Source organism: Microtetraspora sp. NBRC 13810 (genome assembly GCF_030268685.1).
Lineage (GTDB): Bacteria > Actinomycetota > Actinomycetes > Streptosporangiales > Streptosporangiaceae > BSRQ01.
This window is the reverse complement of sequence record NZ_BSRQ01000006.1, coordinates 153,841-179,430: the sequence shown is the minus strand read 5'-3', so window position 1 is coordinate 179,430 and position 25,590 is coordinate 153,841. Positions and strand designations below refer to the sequence as shown.

Genomic DNA, 25,590 nt, shown 5'->3' with positions numbered 1-25,590 from the left:
TCTCCGCGTCCACCCCCGCCCTACCGCCCCTGTGCCCGTCCGGGGCCTCAGGGTCTCAGCGCAGGTCGCCGGCGGGGTCCCTGCGCCCGGTCAGCAGGTGGGCCGCCGCCTCGCGCGCGCCGTCCACGCTCTGCTGGAACAGCTCCCGCACCTGCTCGGCCTGGTCCGCCAGCCGCTCGATGTGCGGCCGGGCCAGCTCGTCCCTGACGAGATCGGCGACCAGCCGCTCGTAGTCCGGGGTGCGCTCGGCCAGCACCTCCAACTGCCGGAAGGCCCGGTAGACCTGGTCGGCCCGGTGAACCTGCCAGGCGTACTCCTCCAGGGTGCGCACCCGCGCGGTCAGCGACGCGGCCGCCGCCTCCAGCGCCGCGTTGTAGGGGGTGAACGCGGAGGCCACCTCCGGGGGGACGTCCGGCGGGACGATCGACCGGTGCTCGGCGCTCATCGCCGACAGGCGGGCCAGTTGCCGGGCGATCCGCCACGTCTCCTCGGGTAGGGTCACCCGGTTGTCGATCGTGTCGATCAGGCCGGCCCTGGTGACCTGGGCGGCGAGTACGGCGTCCGCCGCGTCCTGGGCGCGCCGGAGCAGGCCGAGGCAGACCCGGTCGAGATCCTCCGGCAGCACGTACCGGTCGGCGTGCTCGGCCGCGGCCCGCAGCAGGCGGCGCTCCCTCCTGCCCTCGGCGTCCGTGGTGACCCACCGGACGGTGCCGATCGCGCCGAGCGTCGTCATCGCCAGCAGCAGGCCGCCGACGTTGGTCAGCCCGGCCACCAGCACGAGGCAGCCGATCAGCACGAAGATCGTGAACAGGCGTGGCCCCGCGCCCGTGCGCAGCCACGCCGCCGCCCTGCGCGCCGCGTCCGCCCCCCAGGGGTCCGCGCCGGTCCCGTCGGCCGCCGCCTGCGCTCTGGCGGCGCGCAGCGCGTCCGGGCTGTCCCGCAGCAGCCGCGCCACGTCGTCGGGGAGCGAGGGGTCGAACGCCGTCCCGGACTCGCGCGCCGGCCGGCGCCGCCACGGACGATGGCCCCCGGGCCGTGCCGGGCGCGACGGCCGCGACGGCCCGCCGGGGGCGGTCCCGCTGGGCTGTTCCCGAGGATCCACGTCACCTCCTGAGCGACTGATCCGACCCTTCCCGTCCTGACGCATGTCACGCGACACGGGGATTTTCGGATGCCATGCGGCGAACATCGGGATTTATGGAAGCCCCCACATAGCCTTAACCGCCGGGTCAGAACGGGCATATAGGCTTGAGCCTGATGAACGATCACAGCCGATGGATAGATCTCGAAGGTGCCGCCAACGTACGCGACCTGGGCGGCCTGGCCACAGTGGACGGCGGGACCACACGTTCCGGCCGGGTGTTCCGCTCGGACAACCTCCAGGGACTGACCGAAGGCGACGTCGTCCGGCTGGTCGGCCAGCTCGGCCTGCGCAACGTCGTGGACCTGCGCTCGGGGGCCGAGGTGAGGCTGGAGGGCCCCGGGCCGCTGACCCGCAGGCCGGAGGTCACCGTGCACCACCACACCCTCTATCCCGAGGGCGGCGTGCACACCGACGTCGACGCCGACCGGATCGACGGCGACCGGGTGCTGCCGTGGATGGGCGGGCGGTCCGAGGAGGACTGGGCCGAGCTCCGGGTCACCGGTTACTACTACGCCTACCTGCGCGACCGCCCCGACTCGGTCGTCGCGGCGCTGCGCGTGCTCGCCCGCGACGACGGGGCGGCCGTGGTGCACTGCGCCGCGGGCAAGGACCGCACCGGCGTGCTGTGCGCCCTGGCCCTGGAGGTGGCCGGCGCGACCAGGGAGGCCATCGTCGCGGACTACGTCGCCACCGGCGACCGGCTGGAGGGCGTCCTCGCCCGGCTGCGGTCCAGCGCGACCTACCGTGACGACCTCGACTCCGGCCCCGCCGACCGGCACCTGCCGCGCGCGGAGTTCATGGAGCTGTTCCTCACCACCCTCGACGACCGCTTCGGCGGCCCGGTCGAGTGGCTCATCCGCAACGGCTGGACCGAGGACGACCACAAGGCCCTGCGCGACCGCCTCACCCGCTGACGGCGACCCGGACGGCAGCCCCGAGGGGGGCCGCCGTCCGGCACGGCTCCCGCCGCCTCAGGGCAGGCGCACCACGGTGCGCTCGGCCGCCGAGCGGCGGGCCGCCTCCAGCACGGTGAGCGTCTCCAGCGCGTCCTCCGGGTTCACCGGCGCGGGGTCACCCTCCCGCAGGCACGACTCCACCCGCGCGTAGAAGTGCGAGTAGGCCCCCGGCTCGGTGCGCACCGTACGGCTGTCGCCGCCCGAGCCCAGGCTGCCCCACCGCTCCCTGGGCTCCAGCCCGAAGGACGGGTCGTCCGGCCGCATCCCGGCGCGCAGCCGTTCCTCCTGGACGTCGAGGCCCCACTTCTCGTAGCCGGCGCGGCTGCCGAGCACCCGGAACCGCGGGCCGAGCCGTGCGGCCAGCGCGCTCATCCACAGGTGCGACCGCGCGCCGCTCGCGTGCGTCAGCGCGACGAACGCGTCGTCGTCGGCCTCGACCCCCGCCCGCCGCACGTCGGTCTCCGCGTAGACCTCGACGGCCGGGCCGAGCAGCCGCAGCGCCTGGTCCACCAGGTGGCTGCCGAGGTCGTAGAGCAGGCCGCCGACGTCCTCGGGGCCGCCGGACTCCCGCCAGCCGCCCTTGGGCTCGGGCCGCCAGCGCTCGAACCGCGACTCCAGCCGGTGCACCCTGCCCAGCTCGCCCGCCCGGACCAGCCGCCGCAGGGTGCGGAAGTCGCCGTCCCAGCGGCGGTTGTGGAAGACGGTCAGCATCAGGTCGCGCTCGCGGGCGAGCTTGACGAGCGAGCCCGCCGCCTCGGCGGTGCCCGCCAGGGGCTTGTCCACCACCACCGGGAGGCCGGCCCGCAGGGCCGCCTCGGCGAGCGGCACGTGCGTGCGGTTGGGCGAGGCGACGACCACGAGGTCGCAGCGGTCCCACAGCTCTTCGGCGGCGGGCACGACCTCGGCGCCGGGGTGGTCCCGTCCTATCCTGGCCGCCCGCTCCGGGTCACGGGTGACGACCGCGGCCAGCGTGAGGCCCGGTGTCGAGTCGATCAGCGGTGCGTGGAAGAACTCCCCGGCCGGGCCGTACCCGATCAGGCCGACGCGCATGTGCCATCCCGCCTCGCTGGCGCGCCGCCGGGGCGCGGTGACCGTGTGTGATCCGTCGTCCGCGGCGGCCGGGGCCGCCGCGGACGATCGCCGGTGTGCCTCATCGTCAGGTGTCGCGCTCGTCGCGCTCGGCCAGGAAGCGCTCGAACTGCGCGGCCAGCTCGTCGCCGGTGGGCATCGGGGTGGCCTCGGCGATGAGGTTCTCCCGCTCGGACCCGGTGGCGAAGGCGTCGTACTGCTGCTCCAGGCCCTTGATGGCGCTGGACAGCTCGGCCGAGGCCTGGATCTGCTCCTCGATCTCGGCCGTGGTCTTGTCCGCCGCCTCACGCAGGGAGTCGGTCGGGAAGACGAGCCCGGTGGACTTGGTGATGGCCTCCAGCGCCGCCAGCGCGGCCTGCGGGTACTCGGCCTGGGCGAGGTAGTGCGGCACGTGCACCGCGTAGCCCAGCGCGTCGTGCCCCTTGGCCCCGAGCCGGAACTCGATCAGACCGGCCACGCTGCCCGGGACCTGCACCTTGCCGAACGAGCTGTTCTGCCCGCTGATCAGCTCCCGGCGGGAGGCGTGCGCGGTGATGCCGAGCGGCCTGGTGTGCGGCATGGCCATCGGGATGCCGTGCACGGTGACCAGCTTGGAGACGCCCAGCCGCTCGGCCAGCCGGCCGACGCCCTCGGTGAACAGCTCCCACTCCCGGTCGGGCTCGGGGCCGCTCATCACCAGGAACGGCGTGCCGGTGACGTCGTGCGCCAGCCGGACGGCCAGCTCGGGGGTCTCGACGTCGACCCAGCGGTCGGTGTCGAAGGTCATGATCGGGCGCCGGGACCGGTAGTCGAGCAGCCGGTCCAGGTCGAAGGTGGCCACGACCCGGTGCTCCAGCTCGTCGAGCAGGTGACCGAGCGCGAGCCGGCCAGCCCCGCCCGCGTCCACGAACCCTTCGAAGTGGTAGAGCAGCACCGGATCGGTCAGCTCGGGGAGGTCTCCGCCGAGCCGGTAGAGATCCGTCGGGTCGAACACGTTCTCCCAGCCTTTCGTGAATTCCTGTCCCACTCTCAACCTACGGCGTGCCGGGTGGAATTCCGTCCAGCGCACCCTATCGGTGCACAATGGGAGGCATGGACCCGGATCCGGAGGTGGAGGAGTTCGCCACCCGTGTCTTCGACCTCGCTCGGGCGGGCGACACCGAGCGGCTGGCGGCCTACGTGGACGCGGGGGTGCCGGTCAACCTGACCAACGGGAGGGGCGACACCCTGCTGATGCTGGCCGCCTACCACGGGCACGCGGAGACCGTGCGCGCTCTGGCGGGGAGGGGGGCCGACGCGGGAAGGGCCAACGACCGTGGGCAGACGCCGCTCGCGGGTGCCGTCTTCAAGAAGGAGCCCGAGGTGGTCAGGGCGCTTCTGGAGGCGGGCGCCGACCCCGCCGCGGGCGTGCCCTCCGCACTGGACACGGCCCGGATGTTCGGGCACGAGGAGTTCCTCCGCTGGTTCCTGGAGGGGCCCCCGGCCTGACCCCTGAGCGCGTCAGGGGGCGCGTCCGGCTCAGTCGGCCAGCTCCCGGTGGAAGCTGCCCACCTCGCCCCGCAGCACGAGGTCGGTGAACCGCCTGGTCTCCAGCGCCCAGTCGCGGTAGCCGCGCATCCAGTCCTCCAGACCGGTCACGCAGCGGCGGACGGCCTGCCTTATGTGCTCTTCGACGCCGAGCCGGGCGAATCTCGCCTCCAGCGCCTCCCTGGCGGCGAGGTAGCGGCCGACGCGGGCGCAGACGGTCTCCTCGACCTCGTCGACGGCCTCCTGGAGGCTGCTCCCCGACGCGTGCGCCAGGACGATCACGAGGTTGTGGAACTCGCCCTGGAGCAGTTCCCTGCGCAGCCCGATGACGTCGTTGGTGCACACGACGACGTGGCCGGCCTCGTGCAGCAGCGTGACGTACTCGGGGGAGTTGCGGATGGCGGACGGCACCTCGAAGTGCTCGATCAGCTCGATCAGGTCGAACGACGGCGCCACGTACGCGATGTCGAGCTTGCGGTCGATGTAGGTGTCCGGGTCGGGGATCTTCTCCGAGGCCCGGTTGTCCACCTCCCACAGGGCGGCGTCGAGGCACAGGCGCATGTTCCGGGAGAACCGCGCCCACCACCGGTCGCCGCCCCTGATCCGCATCCGGTGCCGCAGGTCGGCGAGGCCGCGCAGGACGGGCCCGGCCGTGGGGTTGAGCGGCTCGCCGCGCAGCAGCGACTCGGCGCGGGCGGCGAGCCTGCGGGCCAGCTCCTGGTCCCGGCCGACGTCGGCGAGCTCGAACTGGTCGTCGAAGACGTGGAACCAGCTGTTGAGGTCCGCGGCGAGCTTGAGGTCGGGCAGCGACGCCTCGGGGTAGAGGCGCGCCACCAGGCGGGCGTAGGACTCGCCGGCGAAGCGGGCGGCGTCGGTCTCCTCGGCGATGAGTCCGATACGGGTCGCCCAGGCCGTGGTGTGCTCGGCCGCCTCGGCTTCGAAGGGGTTCAGTCTCGCGGGAAAAGGGATCGACAGATCGGGTATTTTGACATCTTCCACGCCAAACCTCCACTGGGGCTGCAATCGGGTGTAAAGGCAGTTTTGGGGCAGAGGGGGTAGTGTCGGATACGGCCACACCTTAATCGTGGAACTATCGGACCTGATTGGCGATGATCTATAGAACCACGCTCGGCCTTGTCCTCGCGATGGCCAGAAAGTCACACTTCGCACAGTGCGGGGAAGTGCTCACACCGTGCTCGCGCGCGTTCGGGCGCGGCAAAGGAATGACTTGACGAACCCCACAAAGGGTGGTTAGGAGGCCCGTGGCGGTGGGCGTTCGCACGCCGCCGTCGTCGTGATGGTACACGGCATGGTTCATGGTTAGGTTTCCGGAAATTAACCGCTTCAGCGGGGCGGCGGCCTGCTTGCCCCCATCAGCCGGAATCACCTCCGTCTCAGCAGGTGACGGAAATATAACCTGGAAACAGATCCGGCCCGACACGATTACCCGATCATGTGGGCGGGTACGCGAGCGATTGGGTGCTTTCCACAAAGGCTTCTTTTTTATGGCCTAATACCCGGATCTGGCCCACGGTGCAATCTGGAGAGCTCAATGCCGGCCGACGTAACATTCGAGATTCCCCTCCCTCTCAAGCTGCACGAAGGATGGCGTGACGCCGCCGACCGCAATCTCGCCTGGCTGACCCGACACCGTCTCATCAACGAGGGCAGCGAGGACCTGTACACGCTGTTCAAGTCCGAGCGGCTGGTCGGGTACACCTTCCCGCACGCCACCGAGCGCGGACTCGATCTCGCCAACCGGATCGTCTCCGTCTGCACGCTTCTCGACGACCAGTTCGACGGCCCGGCGGGCAAGGACCCGATCAGCGCGCGCGAGATCAGCGAGAGCTTCGCGGCCCTCCTCCTGCCGGGCGGCCCGGAGGACAAGGGACCCAGCCCGCTGCACACGGCGTTCGCCGAGATGTGGCGCGACTCCTGCGCCGGGAAGTCGCCCGCCTGGCGGGCCCGCGCGGCCGAGAGTTGGCGGCGCTACTTCGGCTCCCTCGTGCACGAGTCGGCCAACCGCCGCCGCGGCGCGTTCCTGTCCCTGGACACCTACCTGGAACAGCGGCTCGTGACCGGCGCCATGCAGCAGTTCACCGACGCCTGCGAGGTGGCCGGCGAGTTCGAGGTCCCCTCGCTGCTGTTCAACGTGCCGCACGTGCGGATCATGCGCACCCTCACCGCCGACTTCGTCAACCTCGCCAACGACCTGGCCTCGCTGGAGAAGGAGCTCGCCGCGGGGGAGACGGACAACCTCGTCATGGTCATCCGCAACGAGCGCGGCTGCACGATGGAGGAGGCGATCGGGCACGCCTACCGCTTCGTGGAAGGCCGGGTCACCAGGTTCGTCCAGCTCCGCGCCGAGATCCCCGAGGTGCTGGCCAGCCTCGCCCTGCCCGCCGAGGACGTCGACGTGCTCAACCGGTACCTCGACGCGCTCGCCGCCTGGATCAGCGGATACGAGCGCTGGCAGCGGGAGACCTACCGCTACCGCAGGGCCGGTGACGTGAACGAGGCCACGGGCGCGGGCTACCGGCTCGACGACCTGCTCAGCGCCTAGACGAGGCCGGGCGCCGCCGCGGTGTCCTCGTCGTCGAGCGCGAACGCGATCGCTTCCTCCAGATTCATCCTGCTGCCGTGGGAGAAGTACTCGTCGTACGCCTTCTCGCCGATGCGGTCCCTGCACTCCTTGACGCTCTGCTCGTGCTCCCCGCTGAAGAACGGGGAGCCCAGGAACGGCAGGCCGAAGAGAGGCCAGTTCGTCTGGGCGGCGCCCAGCAACTGGGCCGCGCGCGCCCACTCACCCTGGTCGGTCGCGATGCGGGCCATCGCCTCCAGGCACATCATCGCGCCGAGCACGTCATGGAAGTGGCCCTTGATGCGCAGCGCCTCGCGGGCGTTGGCGAGCGCCTCCGGCATCCGGCCGGTCGCCCGCTGCGCCAGCGAGGTCGCCCAGTGCGCGTAGGACCGCAGCCACAGCTCTCCGCGCTGCTCGCAGGTCTGCCGCAGGTCGCTGAGCAGGACCTCCGCCTCGTTCGGCTCGCTCTGCGCGATGAGCACGAACGCCAGCTCCAGGATGGCGGGCAGCAGGCCGGGGTTCAGCTCCGGACCCGCGCGGTTGAACTCGATGGCCACGCCCAGCAGCGCCGTGGCCTTCTTCAGCTCGTTCTGCAACGCCGCCGCCGTGCCCTGCATCTTGGTGGCGAGGATCACCGCGCTGGAGTCGCCGACCTGCACCGCCTGGTCGCTGCACTCCTCGGCCGCCTTCTGGGCCGCCTCGATGTCGCCCTGCGCGCTGCACAGGTAGGACAGCACCCACAGCGCCTTGCAACGCTCCTTGCTGGGCTCGGGATTGGCCTCCAGCGCCCGGTGCAGGTAGAGCCGGCCCTCCCGGGCGAATCCGCACGCCACCCACATGAACCACAGCGACGACAGCAGCTGCAGCGCGGTCTTGCGATGGGACGGCTCGTTCAGGCAGTGGTCCAGCGCGGAGCGCACGTTGTCGTGCTCCTGGCGCATCCTGATGAACCAGTAGACCTGGCGCGGCCCGGACCACGCGTGCTCACCGGTCAGCGCGAGCTGGAGGTAGTACTCAAGGTGCTTGGCCTGCACCATCTCCTCCTGGCCGAGCTTGCGCAGCCACTCGATCCCGTACTCGCGCAGCGTGTCGATCAGCCGGTACCGCACACCCGCGTTGTGGTTCTGCATGAGCAGCACCGACTTCTCCACCAGGCCGGAGATCAGCTCCATGATCCGCTCGGCGGGGAGATGGTCCTCGTCGGAGCAGATGAACCGCGCCGCGTCCAGCTCGAAGTCCCCGGAGAAGACCGACAGCCGCGCCCACAGCAGCCGCTCGGCCGGCTCGCAGATCTCGTGGCTCCACCCGATGGCCGCGCGCAGCGTCTGATGCCGCGGCAACGCCGTACGGCTCGCGCCGGCGAGCAGGCTGAAGCGGTCGGTGAGCAGCGTGAGGATCTGCTGCACCGACAGCGCGCGCAGCCGCACGGCGGCCAGCTCGATCGCCAGCGGGATGCCGTCGAGGCGGCGGCACAGCTCGGCCACCGCGTCGACGTTGGTCTCGTCGAGCGTGAAGTCCGGCACCACGGCGCCGGCTCTGGCGTTGAACAACTGGACCGACTCGTTGGTGAACAGGCTCTCGTTGGGGTCGTCGCCCGGCACCGCCAGCGGCGGGATGGGCACCACCTGCTCGCCCGGCGCGCCCATCGACTGGCGGCTCGTGGCCAGCACCGACAGGTTCGGCGACTTGGCGAGCAGCCGGGTCACCAGGCCCGCGCACGCCTCGACCAGGTGCTCGCAGGTGTCGATGATCAGCAGGATGTGCCGGTCGCCGACCCACTCCGTCAGCGTGTCGGTCTGCGACCTCGGCGACTGGTCGGCGATGCCCAGCGCGGAGGAGATCGTGTGCTCCACCATCCCGGCGTCCTGCAACCGGCCGAGGTCGGCGAACCACACGCCGTCGCCGTAGTGCCCCCGCACCTGGTGGGCCAGGCGCAGCGCGGTCCTCGACTTGCCCACGCCGCCGATGCCGGTCACCGTCACCAGGCGGTTGTCCTGCAGGTGGCGTTTCAGATGACTGAGCAGGCGGGTGCGCCCGACGAAGCTCGTGAGTTCGGCGGGCAGATTGCCCTCTCGCCGCCAACCTGTCGGCGTTGCCATGGGCGCCTCACGGGGGGATAGCTGACACGTGCTTCCGCATCGTATAGGCCCGGTATCTGGCTGTCCGTCGAGCGCCTGATCCGGATGGAGGTTTGTCACCCCCCGGCGGAAGATCTCAGCTCTCTCTCAGCACTGCTCAGTAGGCTCGGCGCATGAGATTCGCGCGCGGGCGCCGGCTCGCGGCCCTGCTTGTCGTAGTGCTGCTGGCCGGTGTGCTCGGGTGGGCCCTGTGGCCCGCCGCACCACAGGCCCGGGGGATCGACCTGACCATCGCGGTGACCGACGGCCCGGCCGGCGATCAGCGGGTGAACCTCGACGCCACGTTCTTCCCGCCGCCGGACGGCGGGAAGGCGCCCGCCGTGCTCCTCGCGCACGGCTTCGGCGGCAGCAAGCGGAGCGTGCGCGAGGCCGCCCAGCGCCTCGCCGCCGACGGCTACGCCGTGCTCACCTGGTCCGCCCGCGGCTTCGGCCGTTCCGGCGGCCAGATCGCGCTGAACTCGCCCGACTACGAGGTCAAGGACGTCGAGCAGCTCGTCGGCTGGCTCGCCCGCCGGCCCGAGGTCACCCTCGACGCCGCCGGCGACCCCCGGGTGGGCATCGCCGGCGGCTCCTACGGCGGCGCCATCGCGCTCATGGCGGCCGCCCACGACCGCCGCGTCGACGCGATCGTCCCGCAGATCACCTGGTACGACCTCGCGGACGCGCTCTTCCCCGACGCGGGCGGCGGGGGCCCGGAGAACGGCGTCTTCAAGCGGATGTGGGCCGGGCTGTTCTTCAGCAGGGGCGGACCCGTCCCCGGCGACGACGCGGACGGCGGGCTCGCCGGGCTGGGCGGGCCGCCGGTCCCGGCTCGGCCGCTCACCGCGGAGGAGGCCGCCTGCGGCAGGTTCCTGCCGGAGATCTGCCGGATGTACCAGTCGGTGGCCGAGACGGGGAAGGCGACACCCGAGGCGGTGGCGCTGCTGCGCCGGTCCAGCCCGGTCTCGGTGCAGGGCCGGATCAGGATCCCGACCCTGCTGCTCCAGGGCCAGCGCGACTCGCTCTTCCCGCTGGACCAGGCCGACGCCAACGCCAGGGCCGTCGCCGCCACCGGCGCCCCGGTCCAGGTGGCCTGGTTCGACGGCGGCCACGACGGCGGCGACGGCGAGATCGACTGGGTGCACGACCGGACGGCGAGCTGGTTCGGCCACTGGCTGAAGCGCGAGGGCGGGACGGCCGTCCCCGGCAGCGGCTTCGAGGTGACCAGGGACGGCGGGCGCGACCCCGGCACCCGGCGACCGGTGCTGCTGCACGCCACCGGCGACCGGTACCCGGGCCTCGGCGGCACCGGGCGCACCGTCGTCCGGCTCGCCGGCCCCGACCAGCAGGTGGCCAACCCGCCCGGCGGCTCCCCGGCGGCGATCTCGGCGGTGCCGGGCTTCGGCGGGCTGCTCGGCGCCGGCGGCCCCGGCCTGTCGGTGGACGTCCCCGGGCAGAGCGCGATCTTCGAGTCGGCGCCGCTCACCGCGCCCCTCCAGGTGACCGGCAGCTCCACGGTGCGGCTGCGGGTGCGCGGCGAGGGCGAGGTGACCCTCTTCGCCAAGCTCCAGGACGTGAGCGGCGGGGCGCAGCCGCCGATCCTGCCCGAGGGCCTGGTCGCGCCGCTGAAGGTCACCGTCCCGCCGGACGCGGGCGAGGCAGGCGCCGAGGTCACGGTGCGCCTGCCCGCGATCGACCACCGCTTCGACACCGGCCACCGGCTCCGCCTCACCGTGTCCAGCACCGACCTCGGCTACGCCACCCCGGCCGCGCCGTCGGTGGCCGGCGTCGGGCTGGCCGCCCCCGCGCTCACGGTGCCCACCGACGCGGCCCTGCGCACACCGGTGAACGGGCCCGAGTGGTGGACGTGGGCGCTGCCGGCCGCGGCGATCGTGGTCGCGGTCGTCATGGTGCTCGCCGGGCGCCGCCGTCCCGGCGCGGACGTGGACCCCGCGCTGGCCGGCGTGCCGCTGCGCATCACCGGGCTCACCAAGGCATACCGCAACGGCGACACCGTCGTGTCGGACCTGTCGTTCCAGGTGGAGCGCGGGCAGGTGCTCGGCCTGCTCGGCCCGAACGGCGCGGGGAAGACGACCACGATGCGGATGATGATGGGCCTCATCCATCCGGACGCGGGCGAGATCAGGATCTTCGGCCAGAAGGTCACGCCCGGCGCCCCCATCCTGTCCCGGCTGGGATCCTTCGTCGAGGGGCCCGGTTTCCTGCCGCACCTGAACGGGCGGGAGAACCTGGAGCTCTACTGGCGCGCCACCGGCAGGCCCGCCGCCGACGCGCACATGGCGGAGGCGCTGGAGATCGCCGGGCTCGGCGGCGCGCTGGAACGCGCGGTGCGCACCTACTCCCAGGGCATGCGCCAGCGCCTCGCCATCGCCCAGGCCATGCTCGGGCTGCCCGACCTGCTCGTCCTCGACGAGCCCGCCAACGGCCTGGACCCGCCGCAGATCAGGGAGATGCGGCAGGTCCTCATCAGGTACGCCGAGCGCGGCCGGACCGTGATCGTCTCCAGCCACCTCCTCGCCGAGGTGGAGCAGACCTGCGACCACGTCGTGGTGATGCACCGGGGCCGGCTGGTGACCACCGGGCCGGTGCGCGACCTGCTGGAGGGCGCGGCGCGGGGCAACGGCTCGGTGCGCCGCCTGGAGGACGTGTTCCTCACGCTGATCGACGACAACGTGGGAGAGCGGTCATGAACGCAGAGGTCCCGGTGGCGAACGGCTATTCGGCGCGGCGCACGCTGCCGCTCCGGGTGGAGATCGTCCGGCAGTTCCGCCGGCGGCGCACGCTGGTGATGTTCGGGCTGCTGCTCGCGCTGCCCTGGGTGCTGGTGGTCGCCTTCAAACTGGGCGCCGGCCAGGGCGGGCAGCAGAACACCCTGCGGCTGTCGGACCTCGCCACCGAGAGCGCGCTCAACTTCTCCGCCTTCACGCTGTCGGTGTCGGCGAGCTTCCTGCTGGTCGTCGCGGTCGCGCTGTTCTGCGGCGACACCGTGGCGGGGGAGGCGAGCTGGTCCTCGCTGCGCTATCTGCTCGCCGCGCCGGTGCCGCGCGACCGGCTGCTGCGCCAGAAGCTGATCGTCGCCCTGGGCTACGCCGCCGCCGCGGTGATCTCACTGCCGCTGATGTCGCTGCTCGCCGGCACCCTGGGCTTCGGCTGGGACGACATCCAGGTGCCCGGCACCGGGGAGGTCATCCCGGCCGCCGCGGCGCTGCCGAGGTTCGCCATCGTGATCGGTTACGCGCTGGTCAGCCAGCTCGTCGTGGCCTCGTTGGCCTTCCTGCTCTCGACCGCGACGGACTCGCCGCTCGGCGCCGTGGGCGGCGCGGTCGGCCTGGTCATCGTGAGCAGCATCCTCCAGGCGGTGGAGGCGCTCGGCGTCGTGCGCGAGTTCCTGCCGACCTTCTGGACCTCGGCCTGGCTGGACGCGTTCGCCCCCGAGATCGAGTGGAGCGGGATGATCAAGGGGGCGGCCGTCTCGGTGACCTATTCGGCCATCCTCATCGCCCTGGCCTTCCGCCGCTTCCGCGCCAAGGACATCGTCTCCTGAACGGCCCGCGCAGGGCCGGGGTCCTCGTGTCCTGAGCGGTCCGCGCAGGGCCGGGGGCATCGTGTCCCGAACGGCCCGCGCAGGGCCAGGGGTCATCGTGTCCGAGCGGTCCCGCCCTGCGCCGGGGTCCTCGTGTCCTGAGCGGCCCCGTCCGGCGCGGGGGTCAGCCCCAGTGCGGGGGGCGGTCTTCCAGCAGGCGGGCGGTGTCGTCGTCGCGGCCCGGGTCGGGCCAGCCGCCCCAGCCGAGGTCGGTGTCGTCGCTCGTCTGCTCGGGGAGCACGGGGGAGTCCTCGTCGAAGAGGTCCACCGGACGCAGGTCGTCTGGCCCGTATGTCACGGAGGCCATTCTACGGCGGCAGGCGCCCCACGCGCGGCGCCTCTCCACCCTCGTACCGCCGCGCCCCGGGCCGGTGCCGCCCTGCCCCGCTGCCGCCGCGCCCCCGGGCCGGTTTCGCCGGGCGGTACGGAGCCCGGAAAGGGCAGCACATCCGGGACATCCCCGATTGCGAGGATGGCAGGGGAGCGGCATCATTTCGACGCGTGAACGCAGGAGCATCCCTCAAGCACGCGCCCTCCCGGATCCTCGCCTGGGCCCTCCCCTACTGGACCCGGGGGAAGCCTGGCCGGGAGACGCCCGCCGAGCTCTTCTGGGTGCTCTACTCCGGGTGGATCGCCGCCTTCGTCCTCAAGGTCCTGGGGTCGTCGTGGGACGTCTCCTGGCACTTCAAGTGGCTGCGCGACGACCTCGCCCCGCCGCACCTGATCAACTCCGTCGGCACCGCCATCGCCGTCGCGCTCACGATCATCCACGGCTACACCGGCTACGGCGTCGACAAGATCGCCCTGCGGCTCATCCAGTGGGGCACCGGCATCTTCCTCGTCGCCGTGCCGCTCGACCTGATCAACCACCGGATCAACGGCCTGGACATCACGTCGTGGAGCCCCTCGCACATGATGCTCTACTTCGGCACCGGCGTCATGATCGCCGGCGTGGTGCGGGGCTGGTACGTCGGAGCCCCGCCGGGACGCGGGCGCGACCTCATGCTGGGCGCGCTCTTCCTGTTCTCCTTCGAGGACATGCTGTTCCCCAACCAGCACCAGGAGTACGGCGTGCTGAGCGTCGCCGCCTGGGACCGGGGCACCCCGTACGCGGAGCCGATCCTGCTCCAGTTCGCGGCCGACCAGCTCGGCCGCCCGGTGGACCGGGGGATGGCCGTGCAGTTCTCGCTGCCGATGCCCGAATGGCTCTACCCGGTCTACGCGGTGGCCGCCTGCCTGATCGTGCTGGTCATCGCCCGGCGGATGGTCGGCAGGACGTGGACCGCCACGGCGATCGCGGCCGTCTTCGTCGCCTACCGCTGCGTGATCTGGCCGCTGCTCACCTACACCGACTTCCCGCCCTCGGCCGTGCCGTTCTTCCTGGTGGTCGGCGGCCTGTGCGTGGACCTGGTGTTCCTGGCCAGGCTGCCGTACGCCGCGCGGGCGCTGGCGGGGGCCGTCGTGGTCACGGCGGGGGCCTACGGCGCGCTCTACGTGCAGGGGGAGGTGCTGGCGGCGCCGCCGTTCGGGTTCGGCTCGGCGCCCGTGGCCGCCGCGCTGCTCGCGGTGCTGTGGCTGGGCGCCGAGGTGCTCATGCGACGGCTCGGGGGTGAGCCTCAGGTCAGCGAGGCGCGGGTGAGCGTGATCGCCACGCCGTAGGCGAGGCCCATCACGGTCACCTCCGCCGCCGCCCAGGCGACCATCGACGTGGCCTGCCGCCGGGCGATGGCGGGCAGCAGCCGGAAGCGGATGTGCGCGGCCAGCGGCACCAGGGCGCAGGCGAGCACCACCTTGGCCACGAGCAGCAGGCCGTACTCCGAGCCGAGCAGCGCCCCCGGCAGCTCCACGCCGGGGGTGAGCGCCATCGTGGACAGGCCGGAGATCAGCCCGGACACGCTCACCAGGATCAGGCACACCGTGGCGAGCTTGGAGAATTTCGGCAGCGCCACCGCGAGCAGGTCGCGCCGCGCCGCGACGAACAGCGCGGTGGCGAGCAGCCCGCCGGTCCACGCCGTCGCGCCCATCACGTGCAGCTCCATCGAGATCATGATCGGGTCGTGCCAGACGGAGTTGACCGCGTGGCCGGTCACCGGGATGGGCAGCAGGCCGAACAGGGCGATGCCGGTGCGCAGCTCGGCGGGCACGCTCTCCCCGAAGCGCACGGCGAGCAGTCCCACGGCGGCGCAGGCGAGCGCGGTCGCGCCGCTGATCACGAGCCCCTGACCGGCGCCGACGTTGCTCACGTAGCTCGCGACGGCGGCCGGGGTGGGGAAGGCGCCCGGGTTCAGCTCCGCGGTGTGGAAGACCACCGTGACGAAGGCGAACACGGCCCACGCCCAGGCGGCGGACACGGCGGCGGGCCGCACCCGGCGCAGGACCGGCTCGGTGCGCTCCGGATCGTCGAAGCCGAGCAGCTTGGGCAGCAGGCTGAGCCCGATGACCGCCACCGCCGCCAGGTCGAGCAGCACGCGCACGACCGGCAGGCCGTACTCCACCACCGGGCCGGGGGTCGGGATGCCGGGCACCGGCCGTTCGGCGATCAGGGCGGCGCCGGCGAGGGCGGCCACCAGCGCCCCGCCCACCAGGCCGCCGATCAGCGTTCTGCGGGCGAAGACGTCGGTGCCGGAGCCGGTCTCGGCGCTGCCGGGCGGGACGACGGCGGGGGCGGGTACGGAGGACTCCGGGGTCTGCGCGACGGACATGAACGCTGGCCTCTACTGGTCGGCGGGCTGGGAGGAGGAGCCGGCGGGCGAGGACGCCTCGGCGGTCCCGGGGGTCCCGGGGGTCTCGGTGGTCCCAGGGGCCGCCGGGGACGGGCCGGTGGGGGCGGGCCGGCCGCCGCGGCGCAGGGCCACCGCGGTGGCTGCGCCGAGCAGGACGAGGGCGAGGACGATCCACAGCACGGCCATCCCCGCGCCCGCGTTCTGCGAAGCCTCGGTGGCCTGGGCGCTGAGGTCGTTCTGGCCGGAGCCGCCGACCGGGGAGGCGGCCGGGGCCGCCGCCGCGGGCTGCCCGGTGCCGGTCCCCCCGGTGGTCGTGGTGAAGGTCAGGCTGCCGGAGACCGGATGCCCGTCGGAGGACAGGATGCGGTAGCCGATGACGTACTCGCCCGCCGGGCCGGGGGCGCCGAGCGCGACGCTCACCTTGGTCCGGTCGACCGACGGCCCGCCCTCGTCGAACCGCGCCCCGCCCGGACCGGTCACCGTCACCTGCGTGAAGCCCTGGCGCACCGGCTGGTCGAACTCCAGCGTGACCCGCTCGGGGGCGGCGGACAGCGTGGCCTTGTCCTTGGGATCGCTGCCGATCAGCACGTTGTGCGCCTGTGCCGGGGTCACCACGCCCGCCACCGCCGCGAACGCGAGCACCAGGACCGTGAGTAGCCGCCTCACCGATCAACCTCTCTCATTGTCATCTCCGCCGGCACCGATTCGTCCAGCATGTGTTGTCCGTCCGGACATGGTCTCATCGGGCGCGCGCGGATGGGCCTTCCCGAAGGGCATTCCGCCGCGTACCATCCCAGCACATCTCACGATCCCCGAGCGCCCCCTGTCCTGCTGACGGGGGACACGGAGTGCGTATGACCGCCGTTCCCCCCGTCGACGGCATCCCGGCGGCGCTGGCCGAGCCGACCCGTCGCGTCGGCCCCCGCTGGATCGCGTTCATCTCGCTGGGCAACCTGGCGTTGTGGATGGGCTACTTCGGGCCGCTCCAGGTGCTGCTGCCCGAACAGCTCGCCGCGGTCGCGCCGGAGGGCAAGGAGAGCGCGCTCGCCTGGGTCACCGGGGCGGGGGCGGCGGTCGCGATGCTGGCCACCCCGGTCGCGGGCGCCCTGTCCGACCGTACGGCGGGCCGCCTCGGCAGGCGGCATCCGTGGACGCTCGGCGGCGCCGTGGCGGGCGCGCTGGCGATGGTGTTCCTGGCGTTCCAGGGCACGTTCGCGGGCGTGCTGGTGGGCTGGTGCCTGGTGCAGGCGTCGCTCAACGCCATGCAGGCGGCGCTGACCGCGGGCGTGCCCGACCACGTGCCGGTGCGCCAGCGGGGCGAGGTGTCCGGCTGGATCGGCGTCCCGCAGACGCTCGGCGTGGTGGCCGCGGTGCTGCTGGTGACGGTCGTGGTGACCGGCGTCCGGCCGGGGTACCTCGTGATCGCGGCGCTGATCCCGCTGTGCGCGCTGCCGTTCGTGCTCACCACGCCGGACCATCCGCTGCCCGCCGAGCACCGCAGGCGGTTCGACCCGCGCGGCCTGGTCCGCCTGCCGCGGTTCGGGCACGACTTCGCCTGGGCGTGGGTGACGCGGTTCCTCATGCAGCTCGGCAACGCGCTCGCGCTGCTCTACCTGCTCTACTTCCTCACCGACGCTGTGGGCTACGAGCGGCTCTTCCCCGGCCAGGACGCCGGGCAGGGGCTGCTCGTCCTCATCCTGATCTACACGGTCGCCGTCGTGGCCACCACCGTGGTGGCCGGGATCGTGTCCGACCGGCTGGGCCGGCGCAGGGCCCTGGTCACGGTGTCGGGGCTGATCTCGGCGGTGGCGCTGCTGATGCTGGCGCTGTGGCCGCTGTGGCCGGTCGCCATGGCGGCCGCCGCGATCATGGGAGTGGGCTTCGGCGTCTACCTCTCGGTGGACAACGCGCTGGTCACGGAGGTCCTGCCGGAGGCGGCCGGCCGGGCGAAGGACCTCGGCGTGATCAACGTCGCGTCCACCGGCCCGCAGGTGCTGGCCCCGGCCGTCGCCGGCCCGATCGTGACCGGCCTGGGCGGCTACCCGGTGCTTTATGCCACCGCCGCCGCCCTGGCGGTGCTCGGCGCCGTGCTGGTCCGGCGGATCAGGAGTGTCCGCTGACCACGCCCTCCGCACGCAGCCGGCGGATCACCAGCTCCGACATCCGTACGGCGAGCGAGGGCGAGAGCCGGGCGGCGAGCCAGGCGACACGGGCCGAGGCGGGCGCCACCACCAGCGCCTTGTTCCTGGCGACGCCCCGGATGACGTCGGCGGCCATCGCCTCCACCGGGTAGAGCCGCATCCCCGGCTGCCGGGCGTTCCTGCTCACCCCGGTGGCCGGCAGTCCCGGGTTGATGTTGGCGAGGATCGGGGTGTCGGTGAACCCGGGGCAGACGACGGTCACCTTCACGCCGTGCGCGGCGGCCTCGGCGCGCAGCGCGAGCGACAGGCCGACCACGGCGTGCTTGGCCGCGGTGTAGGGCAGCATCAGCGGCGCGGGGGTGAGACCGGCGAGCGAGGCCGTGTTGACGATGTGGCCGTATCCCTGGGCCCGCATGATCGGGTAGGCCGCGTGCACGCCGTGCACCACGCCGCGCAGGTTGACGTCGATCGCGCGGTTCCAGTGGTCGAGGGTGAGCTCGTCGGTGGCGCCGCCGACACCGATCCCGGCGTTGTTGACGACGATGTTCAGCCGGCCGTGCTCGTCCTTGACGCCACGAATCATGGCCGCCACGGCGGCGGCGTCGGTCACGTCGAGGGTGACCGCGCGGCCGTCGAGGTCCTTGGCGATCCGGGCGGCGCCCTCGCCGTCGATGTCGGCGATGGTCACGTGGAAGCCGCGGCGGGCGAGTTCCAGGGCGACGGCCCTGCCGATGCCGGACGCGCCCCCGGTCACCACCGCGGTCCGCGGGCCTCTCATGCCCCGCCGCCGCGCCGGATTTCGGACTTGCGTCTGCCGATTTCGGTCGCGAGAGAAGCGCTGGGGGTGGGTGTCATGTATCCACTCCCTTCCGGGGATAGAACCCTAATTGTACGAATTATCCAATAACTTGGGAAGGGTGGGTGACTCCGGTCACGCCTGTCCCGGGAGTGAGGTACCCCATACAACCCTTGGGGTGATGTGACTAACCCCGAGTGGAACAGGACCAAACCCCGGCCACGCGCGACGGCCGGGTGGCCGTGAGCGGTGGTGCGATGCTGCGTGCCATGGCAGTAACCGCTCCCCGCCCCCTCCTGGGAGCCGTGCTTCTGTTGTTCGTCAGTGCCGCCTGGGGGTCGGCGTTCCCACTGATGAAGGATCTGATCGTCAGGATGCCGGTGGCGGACCTGCTCAGCCTGCGCTACGGGGTGGCCGCGCTGGTACTGCTCGCCATCAGGCCGGCGGCCCTGCGCGGCCTGTCCGAGGGAACCTGGACCCGGGGGGTCCAGCTCGGCCTCGTCTTCGGAGTCGGCCAGATCGCCCAGGCGATGGCGCTGCACAGCCTGCCCTCGCCGGTGTCCGGCTTCGCCGTGGGCTGCAACGTCGTCATGACGCCGCTGCTCGGCCTGGTGCTGCTGCGGACCCGGGTGTCCATGCGGATCTGGGCGGCGGTCGCGCTGGCCGCCGTGGCGATGGCGGTCTTCACGCTGCTGCACGGCATGGAGGGCGGGGACGTCTCGCTGCTCGCGCTGGCGGCCACGCTGATGGCCGCCGCGCTCTACGCCGTGCACACCCTCATGCTGGGCCGGATGTCCGGCGAGCGGCAGGACGGCTACGCCCTCACCGTGATCCAGCTCGGCACCATCGGGGTGCTGAGCGGCGTCCTCGCCATGCCCGGCGGGCTCACCCTGCCGAGCGGCACGGCCGACTGGCTGGTGCTCGCCCATCTCGCCGTCGTCTCCTGCGCCCTCGGCTTCCTCGCCAGAACCTACGGCCAGGTGCACATCGCGCCGGTGCCGTCCGCGATCATCCTGTCCTCGCAGCCGCTGTGGGTGGCCGTGCTCGCCGCCGTGGTGTACGGCGAGGCGATCACCGTGAGCGTGGTCGTCGGCGGCGCCCTGGTCGCGGCCGCGATGCTCCTCGCCGTGGTGCCCGAACGGTCGCGGCACGACACGCCGGACCCGCCCGACGCCACCTCACGGGAGCCGGCCGGCAGGTCGGACGATCCATCCCTGGATGCCGTACCGCCCGAACCGGGGCCGCCGGAGGAGGTCACGGAACCGTCCGGCCGGAGCGACTACGCCGCCGCCTACCTGCCGCCCGCGCACCGGGCCCTGCTGATCAAGGTCAGCAGGGAGGCGTCGAAGATCCTGCTGGCCCTGCGCACCGAGCAGCAGGTCACGGGGCGGCCGGCGCCGGCCGTCGGCGACATCCCCAGGCAGGGGCGACCCGCGGAGGTCTCCCGGCCGCCGTCCGGGGGCGAGCCGCTGGACCAGATGCTGGAGCGGGCGATGGCGGTCGTGCACGAGCGTTCCGACCACGTGCTGTCCGAAACCGTGGTCCCGCTCATCATCGCCCTCGACCCCGACCTGCCCAAGCTCCGCGCGCCCGCACGGGCCGACCCGGGCTCCGGCCCCTCCGGCCCCTCCTGCCCCGGCGAACCGTGCGCGGCCGAGCTGGAGGGGGCGAGATCCGGTCCGCCCGGGGCGTGCGCGGGCGGACGGGCGGAGCAGGGGGACGACGGGGAGGAGAGATGAGGGCGACGGGACCGCCGAGAGGCTGACGATCCGAACAGCGGCCCTGCCGGCGGCTCGGTCGGTGGTCTGGTCAGTGGTCCGAGAGCGGGATGCGGGCGACGAAACGGGCGCCACGCGGGCTGTCCTCGACGGTCAGCGTGCCGCCGTGCCCGGTGGCGATCTCGCGGGCGATCGGCAGGCCGAGCCCGGTGCCGCCGGCGTCCTTGTTGCGGGCCGCGTCCAGCCGGGTGAAGCGCTGGAAGACCGCCTCGCGCTTGTCCGGAGGGATGCCCATGCCGTCGTCCAGCACCTCAAGCACGGCGCACCTGCCGCTCTCCCGCACCGAGACCGTGATCCGCGACGACGCGTGCCGTTCGGCGTTGTCCATCAGATTCGTCAGCAGCCGGATCAGGCGGAGCCGGTCGCCGTTCACCTTCACCCCCGGCTGGAGGTGCCGGATCACCTGGACCCGCCGGGGCCGCTGGTCCAGCTCGGTGGCCGCCAGGTGGGACAGGTCCAGCCGTTCCTTCACCATGGGGGCGCCCGCGTCCAGCCTGGCCAGGATCAGCAGGTCGCTGACCAGGGCTTCGAGCCGGTCCAGGCTGTCCAGCTGGGCATGGGACATCGCCTGCCAGTCGGCGTCCTCGGGCGCGAGCAGGGCGGCCTCGACCTGCGCGCGCATCGCGGTGATCGGGCTGCGCAGGTCGTGGGAGGCGTCGGAGGCGAAGCGGCGCTGCATCTCGACGACCGCCTCCAGCCGGTCGAGCGTCTTGTTGACCGTGCAGCCGAGCCGGTGGATCTCGTCCTGGGACTCCGGGAGCGGCACCCGGCGGCCGAGGTCGGTGGCGTTGATCTCGGCCAGCTCGGCGCTGATGGAGTCCACCGGCCGGAGCGTCTTGCCGACGACGCGGTACGTGCCGAACGTGGCCAGCGCGATCAGCAGGATCGACCCGGAGATGAGCAGCGCGAACAACTCGTCGCCGACGTACCACGGCACGTCGTGGTCGGCCGCGTAGATGATCCAGTCACCCTGCGGCATGTACACCCGGAAGGCCACCACGATCGCGCAATCGCCGCCGAACATCGGCAGGCCGCAGATCACCCTCTTCTCTCGCACGCTGTCGCCCGGCGGCTCGAACCGCGCCATCGGCGGCTCGCCCACCGCCCGTGGCGTGGCCGAGACCACCTGCCGATCCGCGTTCAGGACCTGGATGATCGCCCCGTCCTGCGGCGGCAACGCCGACGGCAGGACGTTCCGCCTGGTCATGTTGACGACCTTCAGCGACGCGCCGACGATCTGGTCGGTCTTGTAGTTGGTGGCCAGGCCGTGCACGCTGACCAGGACCAGTGAGGTGACCACCGCGCACAGGAGGGCCATCACGATTCCGGCGATGACCGTGAGCCGCCTCTTCAGGGACCAGCCGTGCGTAAGGCTCACCCGATGTTCACCCGACCCCCCCGGTAATCGAATGATCACACACTGCGTATGCTGCTCGAAGTCAGGGAGATTCACCTCCAACGAGGTGTAAAACTCACATGGCATTACAACGATGGACGTAGTGGTGGAATAACGCCCGGTGCCGGAGCCGGCGTGCGGATCCCCACGGCCGTGATCGTCCGCCGGGGGCCGGGGACCGCCGCCGGGTGCGGGCGCGGAAGACTGGGGCGGTGAACGCTGACTTCGCCCATGTGGAGGCGCCGGCCCCGGCGTTTCTGTTCGACCTCGACGGGACGCTGATCGACAGCGTCTACCAGCATGTCATCGCCTGGCACAGTGCCCTCGCCGGCCTGGGCATCGACCTGTCGGTCTGGCGGATCCACCGGCGGATCGGGATGAGCGGCGGCCTTTTCGTCACGGCCCTGCTCAGGGAGACCGGCCTGTCCCTCACCGCGGAGCAGATCGAGGACCTGCAACGCGCGCACGCCGACGGTTACCTGAAGCAGTTGGACTCGGTGCGCCCGCTGCCCGGCGCCGCCGAGCTGCTGGCCGAACTCACCGCGCGCGGCGTGCCGTGGGCCATCGCCACCAGCGGGCACGCCCGCACCGCCCGGCACGCCCTCGGCCTGCTCGGCCTGCCCGACTCCACCCCGTTGATCACCAGGGACCTCGTGCGCCGGGCCAAGCCGGATCCCGACCTGTTCCTCGCCGGGGCCGCCGTGCTCGGCATCGACGCCCGGCACGCGATGGTGGTGGGCGACAGCGTGTGGGACCTGCTGGCCGCCCGCCGGGCCGGCGCGCTCGGCATCGGGCTCCAGTCCGGCGGCTACGGCACCGACGAACTGGAACGCGCGGGCGCCTTCCGCGTCTACGCCGACCCCGCCGACATGCTCGCCCACCTCGACGAACTGGGCGTCCGCGCCTCCGGCTGACCCGCCCCCTCCGCGCAGGGCCGGTCCCGGCCGGTCCGTACACTCCCGCGCCGCAGCGCCGGTCCGCACGCCCCCGCAGTGCTGGTCCCGGCCGGTCCGCACGCCCCCCCGCAGGGCCGGTCCCGGCCGGTCTGTACGCCCCCGCGCCGCCGGGCCCGTCCCGGCGGCGCGGGGCGCGTTCACGCCCGGGGCGTCAGCTCGGAGCGGAGCAGCCGCAGCACGTTGCCACCGACGATCTTGAGGATGTCCTCCTCCGGCACCCCCCGCTTGACCAGGCCCTGGGTGACCAGCGGCAGCCCGCGCGGCCCTTCGATGCCGGGCAGCGTGGCGAGAACGTCGAGCCCGTCGACCCCGGTGTCCTCGCAGCACGGCGGGGTGAGGTCGATCATCACCTCGCGGACGAAGTCCGGCCCCAGGCCGGTGTGGTCGACGCCCGCCACCTCCGCGACGTGCTCGATGTGGTCCAGCAGCCGCTCGACGGTGAAGTCCACCGGGTCCTCGGCCAGAAAGCCCGGCAGGAAGTTCACGCAGACCACGCCGCCGGTCGCCGCGACGCCCCTGAGCTGGTCGTCGGTGAGGTTGCGGTGGTGGTCGCGCAGCGCGCGGGCCGAGGAGTGGGTCGCGATGACCGGCCGGGTGGCCAGCTCCAGCACGTGCCCGACGCCGGCGGCGCCCAGGTGGGAGACGTCGAAGACGATGCCGAGGCGCTCCATCTCCCTGACCGCCTGGACCCCCGCCTCGGTGAGCCGGCCGCCCGTGGCGTCCTCGCCGCTGCCGTCGGCCAGCGGTGTCCGCCGCCAGTGCGCGATCGACGCGACGCGGACGCCGAGCCGGTGCATCGTGGCGAAGAGTTCCACGCTGGCGTCGATGCCGGGCGCGCTCTCCAGCGCCAGGACCAGGGCGATCCTGCCCTCGGCGAGCGTCTGGTCGATCTGCTCCGCGTCGAGGCACAGCCGTACGGCGTCGGCGTTGCCCTCGGCCAGGGTGTGCGCGCACTCGATCATGCGCAGCGTCTGCCGGAGCGCGCCCTCCGGGCGGTACTGGTCGTCGATGAAGACGGGCAGCACCTGCACGTTCACGCCGCCGTCGCGCAACTGCGGCAGCCACTGCGCGCGGAAGAAGGACGCCCACCGGTCCGGGCGGCGCGCGCTGACCGCCATGAGCAGGTCGTTGTGGGTGTCGGCGACGACCGCCCGGCGGTGCAGGGCGGCCGACTCGGCGTCTACGGAGAGGTCTACGGAGAGGTCTGCGGACATGGTGGTGCTCCAAGGGTCGTGCGGGGTGGACGGGCCGCTCGTCAGCGGCGCGGTCGCGGGAGCGAGGTGTAGGCGCTCGGGCGCGGGGCGCGGGTGAGGCGGCGGTAGAGCGTCGTCGAGCCCGGCCAGTTGGTGGTGATCCGCCCTGACTCGGTCTGGTACCAGCTCTGGCAGCCGTCCTGCCAGATCATGTCCCCCATCGCCTGCTCGAGTCGCCGCCGCCAGGCCGCCAGGGCGGCCTGTCGTACCTCGATCGGGCCGCGCAGGGAGATCAGTCTCAGGCATTGCAGGATGTAGCGTACCTGGGCCTCGATCATGAGGATGATCGAGTTGTGGCCGAGGTTGGTGTTCGGGCCGTACAGCAGGAAGAGGTTGGGGAAGCCGGGCACGGCCAGGCCGAGGTACGCCTCCGCGCCGTCCCGCCAGCGCTCGGCGAGCGACCGGCCGTCCCTGCCGGTGATCTCGATGGGGGCGAGGAAGCTCGTGGCGTGGAAGCCGGTGGCGTAGATGATCGTGTCGGCCTGGCGGAGGGTGCCGTCCGCCGTCTCGACGCCCTTGGCGGTGATCCGCCTGATGGGATCGGTCACCACCGCCACGTTGGGACGGGTCAGCGCGGGATAGAAGGCGTTGTCGACGACGATCCGTTTGCAGCCGATGCGGTAACCGGGGGTCAGCTTGGCCCGCAGGACGGGGTCGGGCACCTGCCGGGCCAGGTGGCCGAGCGCCATCGCGCGCAATCGGTCGGCGGTCCACCCGTCGCGGCGCAGCGCCGGGAGGAAGAGCGTCTCCAGGCGGCGGTGGATCAGCCCCCGGTAGGCCCGCTGGAGGAACGGCAGGTGGTGGAAGGCGAGCCTGGCCGCCGGGCCGAAGCCCTCGTCGGGCTTGGGGATCACCCAGTTGGGGGTGCGCTGGTAGACGTCGAGCCGGGCCACGAGGGGGGCGATGCGCGGGATGAACTGCGCGGCGGAGGAGCCGTTGCCGATCACGGCGACCTCGCGGCCGGTGAGGTCGTGGCCGTGGTCCCAGCGCGCGGAGTGGAAGGCGGTGCCCGCGAAGTCCGCCCTGCCGGGGATGTCGGGCAGCCGGGGCCGGCTGAGCTGGCCCACCCCGGTGACGAGCACGTCGAAGTCGGCCTCCCCGCCGTCCGCCGTCGTGATCCGCCACCGGCCGTCGACGTAACGGGCGGAAGTAACCTCAGCATTTAGCCGGATATGTGGCCAAATGCGGTATTTATCGGCGCATCGGTGTAGATAGGCGAGTATTTCGGGTTGTTCGGGAAAGCGGCGGGTCCAGCTCGCGTACTTCTCGAACGAATACGAGTAGAGGTGGGAGGGCACGTCGCAGCCGGCGCCCGGATAGGTGTTGTCCCGCCAGGTGCCGCCGATGTCGCCGGCCTTCTCGAACACGGTGAACGACGTCACCCCGGCCATCCGCAGCCGGATCGCCATGCACAGCCCGCCCACGCCGGCCCCGATGATCGCTACAGTGAGCATGCCCGCCTCCGGATCGCGATCCCCTCACATTACGAAATCCGCCCGTCGTAGTGAACAGGCTCGGTTCCGGCGGCAGGGGGCGGCGGCGGTAATGTG

Annotated in this window: 21 protein-coding genes; 9 read left to right on the top strand and 12 right to left on the bottom strand. The window is 72.5% G+C overall.

Translation table 11 applies throughout. From position 1 onward, the window contains the following. Positions 1–55: 55 nt before the first annotated feature. On the bottom strand, positions 56–1,102 hold the full coding sequence (locus tag QSK26_RS14520; protein WP_285775629.1) for a hypothetical protein: 1,047 nt from the start codon (positions 1,100–1,102) through the stop codon (positions 56–58). 155 nt (positions 1,103–1,257) lie between these two features. On the opposite strand from QSK26_RS14520, the gene QSK26_RS14515 reads away from it, so the two are divergent. Beyond that, positions 1,258–2,058 carry a tyrosine-protein phosphatase gene (locus QSK26_RS14515; RefSeq protein ID WP_285775628.1) on the top strand — a complete coding sequence of 267 codons (801 nt, stop codon included), beginning with the start codon at positions 1,258–1,260 and terminating at the stop codon, positions 2,056–2,058. A 57-nt stretch (positions 2,059–2,115) separates the two neighbouring features. On the opposite strand, the gene QSK26_RS14510 is transcribed toward QSK26_RS14515, so the two are convergent. Continuing rightward, complete coding sequence (locus QSK26_RS14510) at positions 2,116–3,150, bottom strand: Gfo/Idh/MocA family oxidoreductase (protein ID WP_285775627.1); 1,035 nt, start codon at positions 3,148–3,150, stop codon at positions 2,116–2,118. A 106-nt stretch (positions 3,151–3,256) separates the two neighbouring features. Further along, positions 3,257–4,162, bottom strand: a complete 906-nt coding sequence (locus QSK26_RS14505) for a proteasome assembly chaperone family protein (RefSeq protein ID WP_285775828.1) — start codon at positions 4,160–4,162, stop codon at positions 3,257–3,259. An 89-nt stretch (positions 4,163–4,251) separates the two neighbouring features. On the opposite strand from QSK26_RS14505, the gene QSK26_RS14500 reads away from it, so the two are divergent. Beyond that, complete coding sequence (locus QSK26_RS14500; RefSeq protein WP_285775626.1) at positions 4,252–4,656, top strand: ankyrin repeat domain-containing protein; 405 nt, start codon at positions 4,252–4,254, stop codon at positions 4,654–4,656. A gap of 30 nt (positions 4,657–4,686) precedes the next feature. Here the strand turns inward: QSK26_RS14500 and QSK26_RS14495 are convergent, their stop codons facing one another. Beyond that, on the bottom strand, positions 4,687–5,694 hold the full coding sequence (locus QSK26_RS14495; protein WP_285775625.1) for a terpene synthase family protein: 1,008 nt from the start codon (positions 5,692–5,694) through the stop codon (positions 4,687–4,689). Between the two features lie 553 nt (positions 5,695–6,247). Here QSK26_RS14495 and QSK26_RS14490 point away from each other — a divergent pair. Beyond that, a complete protein-coding gene (locus tag QSK26_RS14490; protein WP_285775624.1) occupies positions 6,248–7,258 on the top strand; it encodes a terpene synthase family protein in 1,011 nt (336 codons plus the stop codon). Here the strand turns inward: QSK26_RS14490 and QSK26_RS14485 are convergent. Then, entirely contained in the window at positions 7,255–9,375 is a 2,121-nt protein-coding gene (locus QSK26_RS14485; RefSeq protein ID WP_285775623.1) for an ATP-binding protein, read from the bottom strand. The two genes, QSK26_RS14490 and QSK26_RS14485, sit on opposite strands and share 4 nt — an antisense overlap. Positions 9,376–9,527: 152 nt before the next feature. Here QSK26_RS14485 and QSK26_RS14480 point away from each other — a divergent pair, with 152 nt between their 5' ends. Then, a complete protein-coding gene (locus QSK26_RS14480) occupies positions 9,528–12,104 on the top strand; it encodes an alpha/beta fold hydrolase (RefSeq protein ID WP_285775622.1) in 2,577 nt (858 codons plus the stop codon). Continuing rightward, positions 12,101–12,958 carry an ABC transporter permease gene (locus QSK26_RS14475; protein WP_285775621.1) on the top strand — a complete coding sequence of 286 codons (858 nt, stop codon included), beginning with the start codon at positions 12,101–12,103 and terminating at the stop codon, positions 12,956–12,958. Before QSK26_RS14480 ends, QSK26_RS14475 begins: the two co-directional genes overlap by 4 nt. A 163-nt stretch (positions 12,959–13,121) precedes the next feature. Here the strand turns inward: QSK26_RS14475 and QSK26_RS14470 are convergent, their stop codons facing one another. Then, positions 13,122–13,295 carry a hypothetical protein gene (locus QSK26_RS14470; protein WP_285775620.1) on the bottom strand — a complete coding sequence of 58 codons (174 nt, stop codon included), beginning with the start codon at positions 13,293–13,295 and terminating at the stop codon, positions 13,122–13,124. A 203-nt stretch (positions 13,296–13,498) separates the two neighbouring features. Here QSK26_RS14470 and QSK26_RS14465 point away from each other — a divergent pair, with 203 nt between their 5' ends. Beyond that, complete coding sequence (locus tag QSK26_RS14465; RefSeq protein WP_285775619.1) at positions 13,499–14,656, top strand: hypothetical protein; 1,158 nt, start codon at positions 13,499–13,501, stop codon at positions 14,654–14,656. On the opposite strand, the gene QSK26_RS14460 is transcribed toward QSK26_RS14465, so the two are convergent. Then, the gene (locus QSK26_RS14460) at positions 14,614–15,699 is read right to left on the bottom strand and encodes a CopD family protein (protein ID WP_285775618.1); all 1,086 of its coding nucleotides are present in this window, start codon (positions 15,697–15,699) and stop codon (positions 14,614–14,616) included. The genes QSK26_RS14465 and QSK26_RS14460 overlap by 43 nt on opposite strands. A gap of 12 nt (positions 15,700–15,711) precedes the next feature. Then, positions 15,712–16,386 (bottom strand): copper resistance CopC family protein, encoded by a 675-nt coding sequence (locus QSK26_RS14455; protein WP_285775617.1) that lies wholly within the window; start codon positions 16,384–16,386, stop codon positions 15,712–15,714. A gap of 188 nt (positions 16,387–16,574) precedes the next feature. Here QSK26_RS14455 and QSK26_RS14450 point away from each other — a divergent pair, with 188 nt between their 5' ends. Then, on the top strand, positions 16,575–17,840 hold the full coding sequence (locus tag QSK26_RS14450) for an MFS transporter (RefSeq protein ID WP_285775616.1): 1,266 nt from the start codon (positions 16,575–16,577) through the stop codon (positions 17,838–17,840). On the opposite strand, the gene QSK26_RS14445 is transcribed toward QSK26_RS14450, so the two are convergent. Then, complete coding sequence (locus QSK26_RS14445) at positions 17,824–18,639, bottom strand: SDR family NAD(P)-dependent oxidoreductase (RefSeq protein WP_285775615.1); 816 nt, start codon at positions 18,637–18,639, stop codon at positions 17,824–17,826. The two genes, QSK26_RS14450 and QSK26_RS14445, sit on opposite strands and share 17 nt — an antisense overlap. Positions 18,640–18,914: 275 nt before the next feature. Here QSK26_RS14445 and QSK26_RS14440 point away from each other — a divergent pair, with 275 nt between their 5' ends. Next, positions 18,915–20,396 carry a DMT family transporter gene (locus tag QSK26_RS14440; RefSeq protein ID WP_352244329.1) on the top strand — a complete coding sequence of 494 codons (1,482 nt, stop codon included), beginning with the start codon at positions 18,915–18,917 and terminating at the stop codon, positions 20,394–20,396. A 70-nt stretch (positions 20,397–20,466) separates the two neighbouring features. Here QSK26_RS14440 and QSK26_RS14435 read toward each other — a convergent pair whose 3' ends face one another. After that, positions 20,467–21,813: a sensor histidine kinase gene (locus QSK26_RS14435; RefSeq protein ID WP_285775613.1), complete on the bottom strand. Its 1,347-nt coding sequence runs from the start codon at positions 21,811–21,813 to the stop codon at positions 20,467–20,469. Between the two features lie 230 nt (positions 21,814–22,043). Between QSK26_RS14435 and QSK26_RS14430 the strand changes: the two genes are divergently transcribed. Next, positions 22,044–22,745, top strand: a complete 702-nt coding sequence (locus QSK26_RS14430) for an HAD family hydrolase (protein WP_285775612.1) — start codon at positions 22,044–22,046, stop codon at positions 22,743–22,745. A gap of 179 nt (positions 22,746–22,924) precedes the next feature. On the opposite strand, the gene QSK26_RS14425 is transcribed toward QSK26_RS14430, so the two are convergent. Then, a complete protein-coding gene (locus QSK26_RS14425) occupies positions 22,925–24,001 on the bottom strand; it encodes a dipeptidase (RefSeq protein WP_285775611.1) in 1,077 nt (358 codons plus the stop codon). A 41-nt stretch (positions 24,002–24,042) separates the two neighbouring features. After that, complete coding sequence (locus tag QSK26_RS14420; protein ID WP_285775610.1) at positions 24,043–25,494, bottom strand: flavin-containing monooxygenase; 1,452 nt, start codon at positions 25,492–25,494, stop codon at positions 24,043–24,045. Positions 25,495–25,590 lie beyond the last annotated feature (96 nt).

Bases quoted from the DNA above. Each gene is read 5' to 3' on its own strand.
- QSK26_RS14515 (WP_285775628.1), top strand. From the start codon at position 1,258: ATGAACGATCACAGCCGATGGATAGATCTCGAAGGTGCCGCCAACGTA.
- QSK26_RS14510 (WP_285775627.1), bottom strand. From the start codon at position 3,150: ATGCGCGTCGGCCTGATCGGGTACGGCCCGGCCGGGGAGTTCTTCCAC.
- QSK26_RS14500 (WP_285775626.1), top strand. From the start codon at position 4,252: ATGGGAGGCATGGACCCGGATCCGGAGGTGGAGGAGTTCGCCACCCGT.
- QSK26_RS14490 (WP_285775624.1), top strand. From the start codon at position 6,248: ATGCCGGCCGACGTAACATTCGAGATTCCCCTCCCTCTCAAGCTGCAC.
- QSK26_RS14485 (WP_285775623.1), bottom strand. From the start codon at position 9,375: ATGGCAACGCCGACAGGTTGGCGGCGAGAGGGCAATCTGCCCGCCGAA.
- QSK26_RS14480 (WP_285775622.1), top strand. From the start codon at position 9,528: ATGAGATTCGCGCGCGGGCGCCGGCTCGCGGCCCTGCTTGTCGTAGTG.
- QSK26_RS14475 (WP_285775621.1), top strand. From the start codon at position 12,101: ATGAACGCAGAGGTCCCGGTGGCGAACGGCTATTCGGCGCGGCGCACG.
- QSK26_RS14460 (WP_285775618.1), bottom strand. From the start codon at position 15,699: ATGTCCGTCGCGCAGACCCCGGAGTCCTCCGTACCCGCCCCCGCCGTC.
- QSK26_RS14450 (WP_285775616.1), top strand. From the start codon at position 16,575: ATGACCGCCGTTCCCCCCGTCGACGGCATCCCGGCGGCGCTGGCCGAG.
- QSK26_RS14445 (WP_285775615.1), bottom strand. From the start codon at position 18,639: ATGAGAGGCCCGCGGACCGCGGTGGTGACCGGGGGCGCGTCCGGCATC.
- QSK26_RS14440 (WP_352244329.1), top strand. From the start codon at position 18,915: ATGCTGCGTGCCATGGCAGTAACCGCTCCCCGCCCCCTCCTGGGAGCC.
- QSK26_RS14425 (WP_285775611.1), bottom strand. From the start codon at position 24,001: ATGTCCGCAGACCTCTCCGTAGACCTCTCCGTAGACGCCGAGTCGGCC.
- QSK26_RS14420 (WP_285775610.1), bottom strand. From the start codon at position 25,494: ATGCTCACTGTAGCGATCATCGGGGCCGGCGTGGGCGGGCTGTGCATG.